Below are 17,517 nucleotides of genomic sequence, written 5' to 3'. Positions count from 1 at the left end.
ATGCCTATTGAAAGAACCTTATCTATCATCAAACCTAATGCCGTTAAAAAACAATTGATTGGTGAAATTGAAACCCGTATTAACCAAGCAAAACTCAACATTATTGCCCTAAAAATGCTTAGATTAACAAAAGAGCAGGCGGAAGGATTTTATGCTGAGCACCAAGGTAAATCATTTTTTGATAAGTTGGTTAAATTTATGATATCTGGGCCGATAGTTGTTCAGATTCTCGAAGGCGATAATGCCATTAAGTGTTATCGGGAATTGATGGGGCCAACTGATTTATCTAAAGCAGCCGCTGGTACTTTACGAGCTGATTTTGCTGACAGTATGACCGAAAATGCCGTACATGGCTCAGATTCACTAACCTCGGCTGAAAAAGAAATTGCTTATTTTTTTGTTGATAGCGAGATAGTAGGGTAAATCAATATTATTAAATAAATCAATATAGTGATATAAGCTGTTTTGGCTTGTATTCGTTTTTCTAATGTCATTAATCGAAAACTACCACATATAACTTTTAGTTATAACCATGTGAGTATTTGTTATTTATTTATTCGATTATTTGTTGCTAGACTTTAACGGTATATAACATAACCTTGACTGAGGGGGAATCGGAATGAAATTGTTGACTAAATCACTAACTATAATTGCATTAGTAAGTAGTTTGTTAGGTACAAATTCTGCTTATGCAGACCGCCTTGATGACATCGAAAAACGTGGGGAAATCAAAATAGCGGTATTTGATAGTAATCCGCCATTTGGTTATATTGACGAAAAGACTAATAAAATTGTTGGTCTTGACGTTGATTATGCAAATGAAATCGGTAAAGCACTCAATGTTAAAGTTGATCTTGTCCCAACCAATCCAGCCAATCGAATTCCATTATTAACATCCCAAAAAGCTGATTTAATTGTAGCGAATTTTACCGTTACTGATGAAAGAGCAAAAACCGTTGATTTTAGCCTTCCTTATTTTGCGACTGGTCAGAAATTTGTAGCAAAAAAAGGCGTATTGAAATCAGCAGATGATTTGAAAAATCTTCGTATTGGTGCCGATAAAGGTACAGTTATGGAAATTACATTGCGAGAAAAATACCCAACAGCTAAAGTAATTTCTTATGATGATACACCATTTGCGTTTGCAGCATTACGTAATGGTGTTGTACAGGCAATTACTCAAGATGATGCGAAATTAATCGGTTTATTAGCGAATTTACCAGAAGAACAACGAGCTGTGTTTGAAATTTCACCATTTAGTATTACTCAAGAATATCAAGCTGTTGGTATACCAAAAGGGGAAACTCGTTTAAAAGATAAAGTGAATCAAATTTTGTTAACACTAGAAAAAGATGGCGAAGCATTAACGATTTATAATCGTTGGTTTGGACCTGAAACTGCATCAGCGATGCCTCGAGGTGATTTTAAAATTGGTAAAGGTCAGTAGTTATGTATGAGCAATTACTTGAGCCTCGTTATTTGTGGTGGTTATGGGATGGTTTTTTAGTTACGTTAGCTATCTCATTGCTAACCATTATATTTTCAACATCACTAGGTTTTTTGCTGGTTATTGCTCAACAAAGTCGAATTAAAATTATTCAAGTTATAGTAATGGGGTATAACGCAATTTTTCGTTATTCTCCGTTATTACCTCAACTCTTTTTTTGGTATTTTGGTGTGGGTAATTTATTACCAATAGAATTTAAATTATGGTTATTTGACGAACCGCAAATCCAGTTGCTGTTTTTTTCACTGAAAATGCCATCATTTGAATTTATAATCGGTTTAGTTGGTTTAACTTGTTATTCCAGTGCTTTTATTGCCGAAGAATTTAGAGCGGGTATAGCTGGTGTAAGTCGGGGGCAAGAACAGGCTTCATTGGCATTAGGTTTAACTTGGTGGCAAAGTATGCGATTTATTATTTTGCCACAAAGTTTTCGTATTGTATTTCCGCCTTTAATTGGTCAGTACATGAATATTATCAAAAATTCGTCGTTAACAATGGCTATTGGTGTGTTAGAGCTTTCTTATGTATCGCGTCAAGTTGAAACCGAATCATTAAAAACCTTTCAAGATTTTGCTATTGCAACTTTATTATATATTTTAGCGATAGTGATTATTGGAACCTTGGGTAATATTTATCAAGCAAAACGATTGCAAATAGGTAAGGTGTAATCATTTATGGAGCTTAAAGGTTTAGAGGTTATTTACCACAATTTCAGTTATATGATGTGGGGAAATTTTCCCGGAGGAATTTTTTTAACGCTGTTAATGAGTTTTGCTGCAATTATATTTTCAACTTTTTTGGGTATTCTTGCTGGAGTCGGGTTGACTGTCTTAAAAGGAGTGATGCGTTATTTTTTAGTTAGTATACTTGGTTTTTTAAGAGCGATTCCTGTCATTATGCTTATTTTCTGGACTTTCTTTCTTCTACCTGTGTTACTTAGTGTAGATGTGCCAGCAATTGCAACGGTAATATTTGCTTTATCCTTGATAGGCGCTGCATACATTGGCCATTCAGTTCATGCAGGTATGATTGCTGTGGCTAAAGAACAATGGCAAGCGGCGTTTTCATTAGGCTTAACTAAAAAGCAAGTTATTATATTTATCATATTACCACAAGCCCTTAAAATGATGTTGCCGTCTTTTGTAAATCAATGGGTATCACTCATTAAAGATACTTCACTGGCTTATATTGTTGGAGTAGCGGAATTTACTTTTATTGCAACCCAAATTAATAATCGTAGTATAATTTATCCAACAGAAATCTTTTTATTTGTTATAGTTGTTTATTTTATCATCTGCGCCTCGCTTGATTTTGCGGTTACGTTTTTCTCAAAACGCCAATTATTTTGCTTTAAATAAAACAATATCCTCATAGGGTATATAGGGGATTTCACTATTTACTTGAATAACGTTCTTTTAATTTATTTACATAAAATTCGATTGAATCTTTACCTTTGGGATGTGTTTCAATATAGCTATTAAATATTATTTGTATAAGTCGAAAAAAATGTGGAAGATATACTATTGAATTTTCATGATCACCAATCTTAAAAGATACATTTTTTAAATGTACTAGCTTAAATTAAATCTGAGCTACTACAACTGGTTTCTTGAAAAGCAAGTCCCTTCTTATTGCTCATTTTTAAAGCGATAATAACTAACTCGATTATATCCTATGACTTTACGGGCTTATTGTGCGTATTAAGTTGCTGATTAATTTTAAAAGCCATAATTTAGGTTTAATGATTTTTCTGTTTGATTCAATTATGACACTCCTAGTTACGTTATAAAATAACTCAAATGTCAGATTAAAACTATTACTTATGAGGTATAGAAACCCAGTTCCTTTATATATTTTATAAAAGAGGATAATTAAATGAAATTTTTAATTGTGTTCTAAAATAGAAAAAAGCACCTCATATTAAGGTACTTTTTATATTATAAAATGTTAAATAATAGAAGATTAACTCATTCCATATTGTTTTAATTTTTTGCGAAGTGTACCGCGGTTGATACCAAGCATATTTGCTGCTCGAGTTTGATTGCCGCGTGTATATTGCATAACCATATCAAGGAATGGATGTTCAACTTCAGCTAACACTAATTCATAAAGGTCTGTAGGATCTTCACCATTTAATTGTGATAAATAGTTTTTTAAAGCTTGCTTCACTGAATCACGCAATGGTTTTTGTGTTATTTGGTCCTGAGAATTTACAGTTGTAAATTTAAGTGCTGCAGCTGTAACGCGTTGTTCTGACATAGTATTCTTAACTCTTTGGGTTGTTTCTAATTTTACTAAAAAATGCTTTTAGAGTGTTTACTTGCTCACTTGTATTGCTAAGTACACTAAATAAGCGCCTGAATTGATCGCTGTCAGCATAATTCTTGGTGTACCAATTTACATGCTTTCTGGCAATCCTTAATCCTTTGTATTCTCCATAGAATTGATAAAGATCATCAAGATGTGATAGTACAACTTGTTCTACTTCATCAATGCTTTTATTTTTCTGTAACTGTCCATGTGTTAAATAGAATGCAATATCTTCAAATATCCAAGGTCGCCCTTGTGCCGCGCGCCCGATCATTATAGCATCAGCCTGCGTATATTGAAAAACATCTTTTGCCTGTTCCGGTGTACAAATATCTCCATTAGCAATTACAGGAATTGTGACATTTTCTTTAACTGCTTTAATGGAGTCATATTCAGCGACACCGTTGAATAAGCAAGCACGTGTCCGTCCATGAATAGTAATTGCCTTTATACCACAATCCTGTGCAATTTGTGCGATTTCTATGCAATTTCTATTTTCTTTATTCCATCCAGTCCGCGTTTTTAATGTTACCGGAACATCAACTGCACCGACAACTTTCTGCAAAATTTTTTTAATAAGTTCCGGATACTGCATTAAAGCAGAACCAGCCAATTTTTTATTGACCTTTTTAGCCGGGCATCCCATATTAATATCAATCAACTGAGCACCGTGTTTGACATTAAATTCAGCAGCTTTTGCCATTTCGTCGGGATCAGAACCGACAATTTGTACTGCACGAATACCAACATCATCACTAGCTATCATTCGCAGAGCTGATTTATCGGTATTCCAAACATCAGAATTTGCTAAAAACATTTCTGAAACAGTCATACCAGCACCAAATCGATGACATAGATTACGAAATGGTTTATCACTTATTCCTGCCATTGGTGCAGCAATTAAATTATTCTTTAATTTTAGTTCACCAATGCTAAGTAAATTAAAGTCAGCTATATTACGCATTTTTTTTCAAACTTAAAAGGGGGGTAGCGTTAATTTTTTTATTTTTTTTACCAGTAATACAACACCATTCATCAAGTTCAACCACTGGATCTAATTTAAAATTAGGTTGGTAGGCCATGCAAACACTTGATGATTGGGTAGTTAAAATACCAGATAAACCTAGTTTACCTTCAGGTTTTACTAATTTACTTATATGTGGTTCAAGCTCTTTTAATGGTCCAGCTAAAATATTGGCAACAACTATATCTGCTTGCAAATTGTCTGGAATCTCTTTTGATAAATAAAGATCTAGCCTTTCGCTGACATCATTACGCTGTGCATTATCACGACTAGCTTGAATGGCTTGAGGATCGATATCAATGCCGATTACACGCTTTGCGCCTAATTTTAGCGCAGCAATTGCCAAAATACCAGATCCACAACCATAATCGATAACTAATTTATCTTTAAGATCTAAACTATCAAGCCAAGTTAAGCATAATGCCGTGGTTGGGTGAGTACCTGTACCGAATGCTAATCCAGGATCTAACATAACATTAACAGCATTAGCATCGGGAACGTCACGCCAACTAGGACAAATCCAAAGTTGCTCACCAAATTTCATAGGATGAAAGTTGTCCATCCATTCACGTTCCCAGTCTTTATCTTCTAGTTGTTCAATCTTATAAGAAAATTGCTCAAGATTTAGCATTGCTTTTAATTCATCGATATCTGTTTGAGCATCATAAAGCCCAATCACATCGGTATTACCCCAAAGTTTAGTTTCGCCAGGTAATGGTTCAAAAACAGGTGTGTCAAAGGTATCTTGAAAAGTGACTGATACTGCACCAGACTCTTCTAATTGTTCGCTAATTTGTTCAGCAAGATCGTTGGTTGTATTAATTTTTAGTTGAATCCAAGGCATAATTTTTTCCTGTGTTAGCAAACATATTGGCGATAATAAATACTACCAATCCAATAATTAAGGATGGGATAATCGGGTTAAAAGCATAAAGCTTTATATTGTAAACAGATAAAAGAATATAGCTTATCGCTCCGGCAAACATAGAAGATAAAGCACCAGTTGAATTTGCTTTTTTCCAATAAAGTCCAAGTACTAATGGCCATAAAAATACGGCTTCAAGCCCGCCAAATGCAAGTAAATTTAACCAAATAATCATGTCTGGTGGATTCCAAGCTGCTAAGATGAGTAATCCACCAAAACTAAAAGTTATGATAACAGATGTGCGAGTTAATGTTTTATCACTATAGTTTTTGGCATGATTCATACTTAAAAATAGATCTTTAATAATAACCGATGAAATTTGTAGCAATTGGGCGTTGATGGTTGACATAATTGCAGCAAGTGGAGCAGCCAAAAAAATACCGGCCACTAATGGTGGCATAATGTTAATTATTAAAGTTGGAACAATTTGGTCGGGAACAGTTAAATTACTGATAATAGCTCGACCAAGAGCACCAGATAGGTGCATGGTTAACATAATGATTGTGACAACAATCGTACCAATTATAATGCCTTTGTGTACAGCTTTGCTGTCTTTGTATGCCATACAGCGAACCGCTGTATGAGGTAAACCAACCACAGCAAAACAGACTAAAACCCAAAATGATGCCATAAATGGAAAGTCCATAAAATTGTTAGGACCTTGTGGTGTTAGTAGTGCAGGGTCGATTTCATTCAAACGGTGAATAATCGCTGTTATACCACCACCAGCATAAATAATTGCTGATAATAGCAATATAGCGCCAATTATCATTACTAAACCTTGAAAAGCATCATTTAGTATACTTGCTCTAAACCCTCCAAAAGCGGTATATATAACGGTACCAATACCAAAAATTAATAATCCGATATCGTAAGAAATGCCAACTGATGATTCCAATAATCGCGCACCACCAACAAACTGTACCGTCATAGCACCAATAAAAGCCACAACTAATGAAATGCTTGCAAACCAAACTATGGCTTTACTTTTATAGTGGGCATAAAGCATATCACTTAACGTTATAGCATTATATTTACGAGCCAAAATGGCAAATTTTTTGCCTAGAATACCAAGCGAGAGTAATACAGTTGGGACTTGGATCATCGATAATAGCACCCAACCAAGGCCAAATTTATAAGCAGCACCAGGACCACCAATAAATGAGCTAGCACTAATATAAGTTGCGGCTAGTGTCATGGCAAGTAAAAATCCTCCCATGGTTCGATTGCCGATAAAATAATCAGTGAATTGATTTACTTTTTTGCGTTTTACATAAGCATAAATTGATAATGCAAACACAAAAATAAGATAGATGACAAGCGGTACAATAATATCTAAATGCATGTTAAATCACTTAGTTTGTTCTAATGAAAAATTTTTAAATTGAAATTTTACAACTACCCAGCAAAGCAATATAAAACCGATAGGCATCATAATGCAAGATAGTTCAAACCACAATGGAAGACCTAAAAATCCTATTTTATCGTTAATACAGTATGCACAAACGATCCATCCAAGAAGATAAATAAAAGTTAACAATAACGAAAGTTTAGCCTCTTTATTTGCTTGTTTATATCGAGCATCCATATTGATTTATTCAGAATTGAAGGTGGTTTAGAGTAAAAGAAAGCATTGAACTTAGCAAGTTTATTGCGATTTATGCAATATTGTGTTTTAAATATATCAATTTTAGCAATATTAAAAGTATTATATAGTGTTTTATTGTTGATTATCAATACCTAAACTCTTGGAGAGAAAAATGTCAAACTATTTTAATACATTGAATTTGCGTGAAAAATTAGAACAATTAGGTCAATGTCGTTTTATGGCTCGTGATGAATTTGCATCAGAAGCTAATTTTTTGAAAGGTAAAAAAATTGTAATTGTTGGTTGTGGAGCACAAGGCCTTAACCAAGGCCTTAATATGCGAGATTCAGGTTTAGATATATCTTATGCACTACGTAAAGAAGCTATTGCTGAAAAACGTGCATCATGGAAGAAAGCAACTGAAAATGGTTTTAAAGTAGGAAGTTATGAAGAATTAATTCCAACAGCAGATCTTGTTATCAATTTGACTCCTGACAAACAACATTCTGCCGTTGTTCAAGCTATTCAACCGTTGATGAAAAAAGGCTCTGCGCTTGGCTATTCTCACGGATTTAATATTGTTGAAGTAGGAGAAAAGATACGTGCTGATATCACCGTAGTGATGGTAGCACCTAAATGCCCTGGTACTGAAGTTCGAGAAGAATATAAACGAGGTTTTGGTGTGCCGACACTAATTGCAGTTCATCCCGAAAACGATCCAAAAGGTGAAGGGCTAGCAATCGCTAAGGCATGGGCAGCAGCAACAGGCGGACATCGTGCAGGTGTTTTACAATCGTCATTTGTCGCCGAAGTTAAGTCAGATTTAATGGGCGAACAAACAATCCTTTGTGGAATGTTACAAACAGGATCATTACTTTGTTTTGATAAGTTAGTGGCAGATGGTGTTGATCCTGCTTATGCATGTAAATTACTCCAATTTGGTTGGGAAACGATCACAGAAGCGCTAAAACAAGGCGGGATTACGTTAATGATGGATCGCTTATCAAATCCAGCTAAATTGAGAGCAAATGCTTTAGCAAAAGAATTAAAAGTGATCATGACGGATCTTTACCGTAAACATATGGACGACATTATATCAGGCGAGTTTTCATCAACTATGATGAAAGACTGGGCAAATGATGATGTGAACCTTCTTAAATGGCGTAAAGAAACAGGTGAAACCGCCTTTGAAAAAGCTGCTGACTATCAAGGTAAAATTGATGAACAAGCTTACTTTGATCAAGGCGTTGTTATGGTTGCAATGGTTAAAGCCGGTGTTGAACTTGCCTTCGAAACTATGCTTGAATCTGGTATTTTAGCTGAATCAGCGTATTATGAATCATTACATGAGTTACCACTTATTGCTAATACTATTGCGCGTAAACGTTTGTATGAAATGAATGTTGTTATTTCTGACACAGCTGAGTATGGCAACTATCTATTTGCTAATGCCGCTGTACCACTATTAAAAGAAAAATTCATGCCAATGTTACAAGCTGGCGATCTAGGTAAAGCGATCCCTGAAGGTAGTGTTGATAATGCACAATTACGCGATGTGAATGAAGAGATCCGTAATCATCCGATTGAAACAATCGGTCGTAAATTACGTAGTTACATGACAGATATGAAACGCATCAATGTTGCAAGCTAAATAGGTATTTATAACTATAAAAAAGGTGCTGAAAGTACCTTTTTTTGTATCTAAAAATTGAATTTATTGTAAAAAACTTTCAGGTAAGTATATGTTTCAGTATAAGACGATTAGATCTAAAAGGATCTAATTTAGATCCAATTTATATTTTTTTGATCCTTTCACTTTATAATTAAATTTTTTAAAAATTATATAATTAAATTATTTTTATTTATTTTTTATGTAATTTATGTTACCTTTTTAACCATTTTTAAATTAAATGATAAGGGTAACATATTAATGAAAATGACTTTTCGACCAACAGATTGTTGGCGATGGTATTTTGATAGTGAATACGATAGTTTAATGCTTGAAGTTTCATCTGAAATGTTATTTCGTTCTTGTTATCCAAGTAAAATGTTAGTGCCTGATGTTTTTGGTGAGTTTCCATTTTCTGTTAGTGACGCAACGTCTTATTATCAATTTTATAATAGTTGTCAGTTACTTAATTTGACAGATTCACAAAAGATTGAACTAGCTATTAACGCTATTGTTGCAGCTAATTTTTTAAAGCCTCAAATGCCTAAAAGTTGGTATTTTTCACAACAGCCAATGTTATACAAGCCTAAAATAGCTGATATTGTTGAGGTAATTTTACAAGAAGATGGACAAAAGGTTTGTTTGATGGTCGTTGAAGCGGGGGAAAACGCTTCTCTTTGTATTATTGCACAACCTTCGTTTATTGCAATGAGCAAGACGTTTGTGTTTTCTGAAGCGATTAAAGTCATGAATGACAGATTAAAGCCTATTCAACACAATATTGCACGGCATTCAGAACATCTGAAATTAGAAGCCATTTCATAAAATTAAAACCACGCCTTATCGGCATGGTTTTAAATTATTTAACCTGAAAAATTAATCCAATGGCGATCTTTATTTATAAGATAAAGCATTTTGGCTTTTTCATGGCCTTGATCAGCGGCCAGTGCAAGATAATATAGCCCTATCTCATAGAGTTGTCCTAGAGCAACTATTTTCTCTCCTAGTTTATATTGTGCATTCTTATCACCGCTATCAGCTTTTGCAAGCAAATCAAACATTTCTTTATTACCGTAAAAAAAAGGTTCACAAAATTCTTCAAAAGAAAATCCAATTTTAATTGAAATACTGCAATAGCTACCATACCAATACAGTGCTTTAGAATAGTCTTTGGTCAAATAATTTCCAGTTTTGAATCGCTCTGCCATTTCTAATCTTGCCTTGGCAGATCCTCCTTTGGCAGCTTTTTCCAACCACTCTAGACCTATTTTATTTATTTCAGAGGTAGGATCATCATAGTTCATTGAAGGATAGTAAAGTAAAAAAATTTTATATTTAATATCAGCATTATCAACATAACTATCATACTTAGTATAGGTTTTAATTAATGCATCATTTAATTCACCCGAAGATTTTATATTTGCTTTTTTAAATAATTTGGCTATTTTAAGCAATAACTCAGGATCTTTATCAACAACATATGAATAGTAATCGATAGCTGTTAAATTTTTACCTAAATCCTCATACCATTTAGCAATATCTATACTTACCTTAATATCAGGATTATTCTTGTCAAATTTACGAAGTAATGAATATATCTTATTTTTATTTGGTTGATTTAACTGTTGTTCATAAAGATCACATGCTCTAGATGCTTCTAACTCACAAGCTTTTTCAAAATATTCAATCGCTTTATTTAATTTTTCTTCATCAGCATAATAATAGCTAAGTTTTGATATTGATAAAAAATCATTTTGTTCCAGCTTTTTTTCGATTTGATTTATAGCATCAGCATGCTCACTCCAATCTTCAGTTACATTATCTAGTAAATAAAAGTGATTAATAGATTGATATTGTGCAGCGATCACATCTTCCATTTTTGCAAATGCAAGAAAATACCATAAATCATGATGTTGAATATCTTTAGCCTGATTAAAATATTCTATCGCTTTTTCAGGATTGTAGGTAAAAAAGTAATCATCAATATATACTTGACCAAGTAGAAAATTAGCATAAGGATTATCATTTAAATCTTCATCTTCCATACTAGCAATTGAAATAAGATAGATATATGGAATTTCTTGGGATTTAAAGCGATTTAATAATATTGAAATAGATTCAATATCACCACCTAATATTGCAGTTTTATATAACGAGACACCTTTACCAATTAATTTAGGTAACAAAATATAATTTATCTTATCATCGCTTAATGTTTTACAGCCAAATTTTTTATAATTACTCTCTGAATCGCCTTCTTCGTCATAATCTGATTCAGGATCATAATACAAAGTAAACTCGGTTTTCTTAGTTGTGATAAGATTATAAAGTTTTTTTAACTTGTTACAGTCTTTAGATGAAAGATTATTGGCTAAATCAACATAAGCTGTTGCTAATTTTCTAATACTAAGTAAATCATCCTTAACTTGATTTAATTCTTTCTGATTGGGTTTATTTTGGTTCTTTTCAAGGCTGTTCATCACGATACTAAAATCATTAGATGAAAAAACAGCAGGTGAAAATATAAATACTAAAACAAACAAACATATTTTTTGAATCATTAATATTAACCTTATATTTCTATTTTAATTATTGACATTATGGTCATTGTAAAACAATTTTACATGATATTGTTAATAAACAAATTGTTATATTACTTTTTTAACGTTATTACGATATCGCTTTTGGGCACACAACTACAGGCTAAAATTTGATTATTTCTTTTTATTGCTGATTGTGTTAGTGGGTTGACTTTGCCTTTTTTCAACGCAACTAAGCAACGCCCACATATACCAGTACGGCAAGAATAAGGTAATGTTATTTTATTTTGTTCTAATTGTTCTAAAATGGTTTGTTTATTATTACCTTTAATAGTTTTATCTTCGAAAGTAATTGAATAACACAGTTCTTCACCTCTTGCTTCAGGTGGGAAAGCTTTAATGTAGTTTTTGGTTGATTGTTGTTCCAATACTTCTATTTTATCTCCAACTGAAATCTTTCCATGGTTTCGAGCAATCATATTTACGCCAAAATCGATCTGTCCTTGTTCATCAGTTCTAAAATACCCTAATGTTTTAAGTGGTTCATTATTGGTTAATGATTTTCCTGTATTAACATTCATCGTGGTTAGCATACAACGAGTACAAGGCTTAACAATATCAAAGATTACCTCACCAATTTTAATTGTTTTCCAACCATCTTCAGCAAAAGGTAGTGCACCTTGAATAATAATATTTGCACGAAACTGCCTAATATCGAGTTTTTCTGGGCATTGATGTTGTAAATAATCAAATGAGGTTTTGTTTAATAACAAATAAGGATAACCATCAGCAAAACTGACGGGCACTTCTTGATAGCGTTTTGTGCGTCGTGATAATTGATGGCCAACCCAACGTAATTGTACATCTTTTTGTAAAAACTGGCTTACGAATTGGTTAACTTTAATTGGCGCTATATATGAAGTGAAGCGATTTCCCCAAACTTCGGTCGGTTCAGCATTATTCGAAAAATCGTCCAAATTTATTATGATCTTTTCTCCTGATGGAAGTGTGACATGGATATCATTTTTTATAATAGCTGTTTCAATTTTTAAAAGCTCAGGATATTGTCTTGCAGTAATGAATGAGCCATCAGGTTCAGTAATCATTAAAATGCGATCATTCTCAAAACCACCTTGAACGGTGTTTGCTTTTGTTAATGGTATACCTCGCATTGATTTGATTGGATATATATAGATCTGATTAATAGAAATCATAATATGTTAAACTAATTATAAATGTGTTGGCATGGCTATATAATTACTAATTAATAAGTTATAGGCAGTAGGGTAACATGGATTGATTTATAAAAATATTTATTTAAATTCATGCTTAAGATTTTAACTCTGTATAACTAATTTCTACAATAACATAATAAACTTTGCCATTAGGCGTCATAATGGTTACTTCATCATCAATTTTATGTCCAATTAAAGCTCTGGCAACAGGGCTATTAATGGATATCCAATTTTTTTTAGGATCAAACTCATCGGTTCCTACAATTCGATAAACGTGTAGATTTTCATTTTCATCTTCTAATTTTACCCATGCACCAAAAAATACTTTGCCTTCTTGCTTTGGGGCTGAGTCAACAATTGTCAGTATTTCTAATCGCTTGGTTAGAAAATGTACACGTCGATCTATTTCTCGTAATCTCCGTTTTCCATAGATGTATTCAGCATTTTCACTACGATCACCAAGGGCAGCCGCATCAGACACAGCTTGAGTAACTTTAGGTCTTTCTTCTTTCCATAAATATTTTAATTCGCGATCGAGTGCCAAGTAGCCCTCTCTTGTTATATAATTAGCTTTTTGCATGTTGAAAATAAGCTCCGTTAATTGACAAAATATTCCGAGATATCATGATAAATAATCAAATTAGCCATATTATAGCTGGTGAACTTACTGTAAAACCAGAACAAGTTTTAGCTGCAATTCAATTATTAGACGAAGGTAGTACAGTTCCTTTTATTGCTCGTTATCGAAAAGAGGTGACAGGTGGGCTTGATGATACCCAATTACGTACTCTTGATAGTCGATTGAGCTATTTGCGTGAACTTGAAGATCGCAAGCAAACAATTTTAAAGTCAATTGAAGAACAAGGTAAATTGACATTAGAATTAAGTAACAGTATCACACAAACGCTTAGTAAAACTGAACTTGAAGATCTCTATTTACCATATAAACCTAAACGCCGAACTCGAGGTCAAATTGCCATTGAAGCAGGGCTTGAACCATTGGCGGATGGCTTATGGCAAAATCCCATGCTTGATCCTGTAATTGAAGCAGAAAAATATATCGATTCTGACAAAGGTATTACTGATACTAAATCAGCAATGGATGGTGCTCGTTACATTTTGATGGAGCGCTTTGCCGAAGATGCAGCGTTATTAGCAAAAGTGCGTCATTATCTTTGGAATAATGCTCATTTAGTTTCGCAAGTGGTGAGTGGTAAAGAAGAAGAAGGTGCTAAATTTCGAGACTATTTTGCACAAAGTGAATTGATTTCTAAAATACCATCTCATCGTGCATTAGCAATGTTTCGAGGGCGAAATGAAGGCTTTTTACAGCTCTCGTTAAATGCCGATCCACAATTTGAAGAAACACCAAAAGAAAGTTATTGTGAACAAATTATTACTGAATATTTAGGTGTTCGTTTTAATGATCAGCCAGCAGATAAATGGCGCAAAGCTGTGATTAATTGGACATGGCGCATTAAAATTTTAATGCACATGGAAACCGAATTAATGACAACATTACGTGAGCGAGCAGAGGAAGAAGCGATTAACGTATTTGCTGCCAACTTGCATGATATGTTAATGGCTGCTCCAGCAGGTATGAAAGTTACTATGGGCATGGATCCCGGTTTAAGAACAGGTGTAAAAATAGCTGTTGTTGATGCAACAGGTAAATTAGTTGCGACTGAAACGATTTATCCTCATACAGGGCAGGCAGATAAAGCAGCTATGGTTATTGCCGCACTTTGTATTAAATATCAAGTTGAATTAGTGGCCATTGGTAATGGTACAGCTTCACGCGAAACTGAACGTTTTTATCTTGATGTTCAAAAGAAATATCCAGAAGTGAAAGCACAAAAAGTGATTGTAAGCGAAGCAGGTGCCTCGGTTTATTCTGCATCAGAACTAGCAGCGCAAGAATTTCCTGATTTAGATGTATCTATTCGTGGCGCAGTATCAATTGCACGTCGTTTACAAGATCCATTAGCCGAGCTTGTTAAAATTGATCCTAAATCGATTGGGGTGGGGCAATATCAGCATGATGTTAGCCAAACTCAGTTAGCAAAAAAACTTGATGCTGTTGTTGAAGATGGTGTTAATGCGGTTGGTGTGAATTTAAATACTGCTTCGATGATGTTACTTGCTCGTATTGCTGGACTTAATAAAGTAATAGCCCAAAATATAATTAATTGGCGTAATGAAAATGGACAATTTACGGATCGTAAACAATTATTAAAAGTTGCTCGCTTAGGTCCTAAAGCATTTGAACAATGTGCAGGTTTTTTAAGAATAATGGATGGTAAAAATCCTCTTGATGCCTCAGCCGTTCATCCAGAAGCTTACCCTGTTGTAGAGCGAATTTTGGAAAAAAATCACAAATCTTTAAAAGAAATTTTAGGTGATACAAACTATTTAAAATCACTTAAAGCAATCGATTACGTAGATGATCATTTTGGTGTGCCAACAGTTACAGACATTATCAAAGAGCTTGATAAACCAGGTCGTGATCCAAGACCTGAATTTAAAACTGCGCAATTTGCTGATGATATAGAAACAATGGAAGATCTAAAAATAGGTATAATTATGGAAGGATCTGTTACCAATGTGACTAATTTTGGTGCATTTGTTGATATTGGTGTACATCAAGATGGTTTAGTGCATATTTCAGCCTTATCAGATAAGTTTGTTGATGACCCAAGAACAGTAGTAAAAGCGGGAGATATTGTTAAAGTTAAAGTGGTAGAAGTTGACATTCCACGAAAACGTATCGCTTTATCAATGCGATTAGATGATCCTGCTGCGCCAAAAACTGATAATCGAAAATTCGCTAATGAACGTTCGGTTAACAATACTAAAAAACAACACTCATCTTCAATGTCTAATAATGTCATGGGAAATGCATTCGCAACTGCATTTAAAAAGAATAAATAATATTTTTTCTAATTTAAGGGACAATTGTCCCTTTTCTGCATTTAAAACCATTATTTAAAACCATTTAGTTAAAGCTATCTAATAGTGATCTATCCAATATAGAATTGAACCATATAATTAAAGCCAACTCAGGTTTATCTTTTTTTACTTAATGTAATAGTATTATCGGTTATGATATAAGATATTGTTAGTATTAAATAACTCTATTATTTATTAAAAAAGGATGAACAATAATAATGAAAAAATATTTTTACTTAGCTCTACTGATATTAATGGTTATTTTAACAGGATGTGATAAGAGTAAAACTAAATTGAAGAACGACATTGAAGCTGCACTACAAGTTCAAGAAAAACCTTTTTGTTTTTACCTAGGTAAAGTAACATTTCCTTATCTTAAACAAGATCTTAGTTATCCAACTCATGAGCGAGCGGATGTGTGGGTAAATAATGAATTAAATCGGCGATTAGAGATTTTTTCTCGATTGGGTTTATTAGAATACTCATTAGATGCCGAAAATCAAACGAAACGCTATCAATTAGTTAAATTAAACAGTGAAACAGAATTTAAAGAAGGCAGTTTCTGTTTTGGAAAAGTAACTTTAAATAAATTAGTTGATTATGATAATGAAAAAGATGTAAATACTTTTATAAATGTAAGTTATACGGTTGAAAATATCCCTTCATGGGTAAATAATGATATTTTTCTGCAATACTTTTATTTTCATCAGATAAATACAAATAAACAATATGCTAATTCTGACTATAGTTATCCAAGTTTAATTAATAAGCAATTCCCTAATGAATTAAGATCTAGAATCGAGCTAGCTAAATTGGTAAATGGTGAATTTATCATTAATGATAAAAATTCTATTAGAAAATCATTTTTTTATAATATAGATAATGATAACTCAGATTTTCAACATTTCACCTATGCATATTATGATGCTAAGAAAGCACGTAACTTAAGGAATGATTTTATCAAGTATAAACGACAGATTAATGATTGGGGAAAAGATCTTGATCCCGTATTATTTGAGAAAGTTAAACCTTCATCAAATTTAGCTCGTTCAACTAACTTAGTTGTAATGTATTATTATTTTGATCATGCTCTTACTCAAAATAGAATTAAATCTGCAAAAGGCACGGTAAAAGATAAGTTGTTGGACAGTTACGCAAAATCACTTAGTCGAAATAGAGATGTTACTTTTGAAATGAATTTTGATAATAATGGATTAGTTTCTAATTTTGTTGCGATTTTCAATCAAGGTAATTATAAAAATAAGCGTATTATTAGTTCTTCTGAAGATATAAAAACAGAGGTAAAAACCTGGAAATTCTATGATCATTTTACAATGTCTTTACCTAGTAAGAATCAAAATCATCTTAATCCATTAGCTACAGATGATTACGAAAAAATAGATTTATTTAATATTTTTCAGACAGACTACAAAAATAAATTTATCCAAATTGGGATAGATTCAGATGAACTTCAACCCGTTTCTGTAAGTTACGATCCTCAAGACAGGATACTCTCTCTTGGAGAGCATATGACATTTCAATACGATAAAAATAATCAGTTAATTTCTACAGTGCTTGATAAAACAAAATATATTATGGAATATAATAAACAAGGCCAACTAATCAAAATGAAAAAATACATTAATTCTAAAAAGAAAGCATCGCTTGAATGTAATTTCTCAGGGCATAACGAAAAAGGTGATTGGACAATTAAAGATTGTGATGACTATAAAATCACAACCAGAACAATTGAATATTATGAATAGTTTT

Annotated in this window: 16 protein-coding genes; 8 read left to right on the top strand and 8 right to left on the bottom strand. The window is 33.0% G+C overall.

The annotated features are described in order from the left end of the window. From ndk to A9G25_RS05040, 4 genes are all read left to right on the top strand, one after another. Complete coding sequence (ndk, locus tag A9G25_RS05055) at positions 1–423, top strand: nucleoside-diphosphate kinase (protein ID WP_065626032.1); 423 nt, start codon at positions 1–3, stop codon at positions 421–423. Positions 424–613: 190 nt separating this feature from the next. Then, positions 614–1,447: an ABC transporter substrate-binding protein gene (locus A9G25_RS05050; RefSeq protein ID WP_442903085.1), complete on the top strand. Its 834-nt coding sequence runs from the start codon at positions 614–616 to the stop codon at positions 1,445–1,447. 2 nt (positions 1,448–1,449) lie between these two features. Further along, a complete protein-coding gene (locus tag A9G25_RS05045; protein WP_065626030.1) occupies positions 1,450–2,175 on the top strand; it encodes an amino acid ABC transporter permease in 726 nt (241 codons plus the stop codon). A gap of 6 nt (positions 2,176–2,181) precedes the next feature. Continuing rightward, positions 2,182–2,865, top strand: a complete 684-nt coding sequence (locus A9G25_RS05040; RefSeq protein ID WP_065626029.1) for an amino acid ABC transporter permease — start codon at positions 2,182–2,184, stop codon at positions 2,863–2,865. 604 nt (positions 2,866–3,469) lie between these two features. Here the strand turns inward: A9G25_RS05040 and fis are convergent. The 5 genes from fis to A9G25_RS13345 are packed head-to-tail and all read right to left on the bottom strand — an operon-like array spanning position 3,470 to position 7,354. After that, positions 3,470–3,766: a DNA-binding transcriptional regulator Fis gene (fis, locus tag A9G25_RS05035; protein ID WP_034883623.1), complete on the bottom strand. Its 297-nt coding sequence runs from the start codon at positions 3,764–3,766 to the stop codon at positions 3,470–3,472. Positions 3,767–3,773: 7 nt separating this feature from the next. Further along, complete coding sequence (dusB, locus tag A9G25_RS05030) at positions 3,774–4,781, bottom strand: tRNA dihydrouridine synthase DusB (RefSeq protein ID WP_065626028.1); 1,008 nt, start codon at positions 4,779–4,781, stop codon at positions 3,774–3,776. Then, a complete protein-coding gene (gene prmA / locus A9G25_RS05025) occupies positions 4,774–5,685 on the bottom strand; it encodes a 50S ribosomal protein L11 methyltransferase (RefSeq protein WP_065626027.1) in 912 nt (303 codons plus the stop codon). The genes dusB and prmA overlap by 8 nt, the downstream gene beginning before the upstream one ends. Beyond that, positions 5,660–7,111, bottom strand: coding sequence for a sodium/pantothenate symporter (gene panF, locus A9G25_RS05020; protein WP_065626026.1), 1,452 nt, complete (start codon positions 7,109–7,111; stop codon positions 5,660–5,662). Before panF ends, prmA begins: the two co-directional genes overlap by 26 nt. A gap of 6 nt (positions 7,112–7,117) precedes the next feature. Beyond that, positions 7,118–7,354, bottom strand: a complete 237-nt coding sequence (locus tag A9G25_RS13345) for a YhdT family protein (RefSeq protein WP_065589684.1) — start codon at positions 7,352–7,354, stop codon at positions 7,118–7,120. Positions 7,355–7,526: 172 nt separating this feature from the next. Here A9G25_RS13345 and ilvC point away from each other — a divergent pair, with 172 nt between their 5' ends. After that, positions 7,527–9,005 carry a ketol-acid reductoisomerase gene (ilvC, locus tag A9G25_RS05010; RefSeq protein ID WP_065626025.1) on the top strand — a complete coding sequence of 493 codons (1,479 nt, stop codon included), beginning with the start codon at positions 7,527–7,529 and terminating at the stop codon, positions 9,003–9,005. 279 nt (positions 9,006–9,284) lie between these two features. Next, the gene (locus A9G25_RS05005) at positions 9,285–9,848 is read left to right on the top strand and encodes a cell division protein ZapC (RefSeq protein WP_081297154.1); all 564 of its coding nucleotides are present in this window, start codon (positions 9,285–9,287) and stop codon (positions 9,846–9,848) included. 38 nt (positions 9,849–9,886) lie between these two features. On the opposite strand, the gene A9G25_RS05000 is transcribed toward A9G25_RS05005, so the two are convergent. The 3 genes from A9G25_RS05000 to greB form a co-directional block, all read right to left on the bottom strand. Further along, complete coding sequence (locus tag A9G25_RS05000) at positions 9,887–11,584, bottom strand: SEL1-like repeat protein (RefSeq protein WP_065626024.1); 1,698 nt, start codon at positions 11,582–11,584, stop codon at positions 9,887–9,889. 92 nt (positions 11,585–11,676) lie between these two features. Continuing rightward, on the bottom strand, positions 11,677–12,777 hold the full coding sequence (locus A9G25_RS04995; protein WP_065626023.1) for a YcbX family protein: 1,101 nt from the start codon (positions 12,775–12,777) through the stop codon (positions 11,677–11,679). Between the two features lie 115 nt (positions 12,778–12,892). Continuing rightward, a complete protein-coding gene (gene greB, locus A9G25_RS04990) occupies positions 12,893–13,378 on the bottom strand; it encodes a transcription elongation factor GreB (protein ID WP_065626022.1) in 486 nt (161 codons plus the stop codon). 44 nt (positions 13,379–13,422) lie between these two features. Between greB and A9G25_RS04985 the strand changes: the two genes are divergently transcribed. Together A9G25_RS04985 and A9G25_RS04980 are read left to right on the top strand one after the other, a co-directional pair. Further along, positions 13,423–15,729, top strand: coding sequence for a Tex family protein (locus tag A9G25_RS04985; RefSeq protein WP_065626021.1), 2,307 nt, complete (start codon positions 13,423–13,425; stop codon positions 15,727–15,729). 236 nt (positions 15,730–15,965) lie between these two features. Further along, positions 15,966–17,513, top strand: a complete 1,548-nt coding sequence (locus A9G25_RS04980) for a hypothetical protein (RefSeq protein WP_065626020.1) — start codon at positions 15,966–15,968, stop codon at positions 17,511–17,513. Positions 17,514–17,517 lie beyond the last annotated feature (4 nt).

It is taken from the genome of Gilliamella sp. Bif1-4, from assembly GCF_001690535.1.
Taxonomy (GTDB): domain Bacteria; phylum Pseudomonadota; class Gammaproteobacteria; order Enterobacterales; family Orbaceae; genus Gilliamella; species Gilliamella bombi.
Note: the sequence above shows the minus strand (reverse complement) of the source record. Positions and strands in the feature narration are given on the sequence as shown.

Excerpts from the sequence above, each read along its gene's own strand:
- A9G25_RS05000 (WP_065626024.1), bottom strand. The coding sequence starts at position 11,584 with ATGATTCAAAAAATATGTTTGTTTGTTTTAGTATTTATATTTTCACCT.
- prmA (WP_065626027.1), bottom strand. The coding sequence starts at position 5,685 with ATGCCTTGGATTCAACTAAAAATTAATACAACCAACGATCTTGCTGAA.
- A9G25_RS13345 (WP_065589684.1), bottom strand. The coding sequence starts at position 7,354 with ATGGATGCTCGATATAAACAAGCAAATAAAGAGGCTAAACTTTCGTTA.
- A9G25_RS04985 (WP_065626021.1), top strand. The coding sequence starts at position 13,423 with ATGATAAATAATCAAATTAGCCATATTATAGCTGGTGAACTTACTGTA.
- A9G25_RS04995 (WP_065626023.1), bottom strand. The coding sequence starts at position 12,777 with ATGATTTCTATTAATCAGATCTATATATATCCAATCAAATCAATGCGA.
- A9G25_RS05040 (WP_065626029.1), top strand. The coding sequence starts at position 2,182 with ATGGAGCTTAAAGGTTTAGAGGTTATTTACCACAATTTCAGTTATATG.
- A9G25_RS04980 (WP_065626020.1), top strand. The coding sequence starts at position 15,966 with ATGAAAAAATATTTTTACTTAGCTCTACTGATATTAATGGTTATTTTA.
- panF (WP_065626026.1), bottom strand. The coding sequence starts at position 7,111 with ATGCATTTAGATATTATTGTACCGCTTGTCATCTATCTTATTTTTGTG.
- dusB (WP_065626028.1), bottom strand. The coding sequence starts at position 4,781 with ATGCGTAATATAGCTGACTTTAATTTACTTAGCATTGGTGAACTAAAA.
- A9G25_RS05045 (WP_065626030.1), top strand. The coding sequence starts at position 1,450 with ATGTATGAGCAATTACTTGAGCCTCGTTATTTGTGGTGGTTATGGGAT.
- greB (WP_065626022.1), bottom strand. The coding sequence starts at position 13,378 with ATGCAAAAAGCTAATTATATAACAAGAGAGGGCTACTTGGCACTCGAT.
- ilvC (WP_065626025.1), top strand. The coding sequence starts at position 7,527 with ATGTCAAACTATTTTAATACATTGAATTTGCGTGAAAAATTAGAACAA.
- A9G25_RS05005 (WP_081297154.1), top strand. The coding sequence starts at position 9,285 with ATGAAAATGACTTTTCGACCAACAGATTGTTGGCGATGGTATTTTGAT.
- ndk (WP_065626032.1), top strand. The coding sequence starts at position 1 with ATGCCTATTGAAAGAACCTTATCTATCATCAAACCTAATGCCGTTAAA.
- fis (WP_034883623.1), bottom strand. The coding sequence starts at position 3,766 with ATGTCAGAACAACGCGTTACAGCTGCAGCACTTAAATTTACAACTGTA.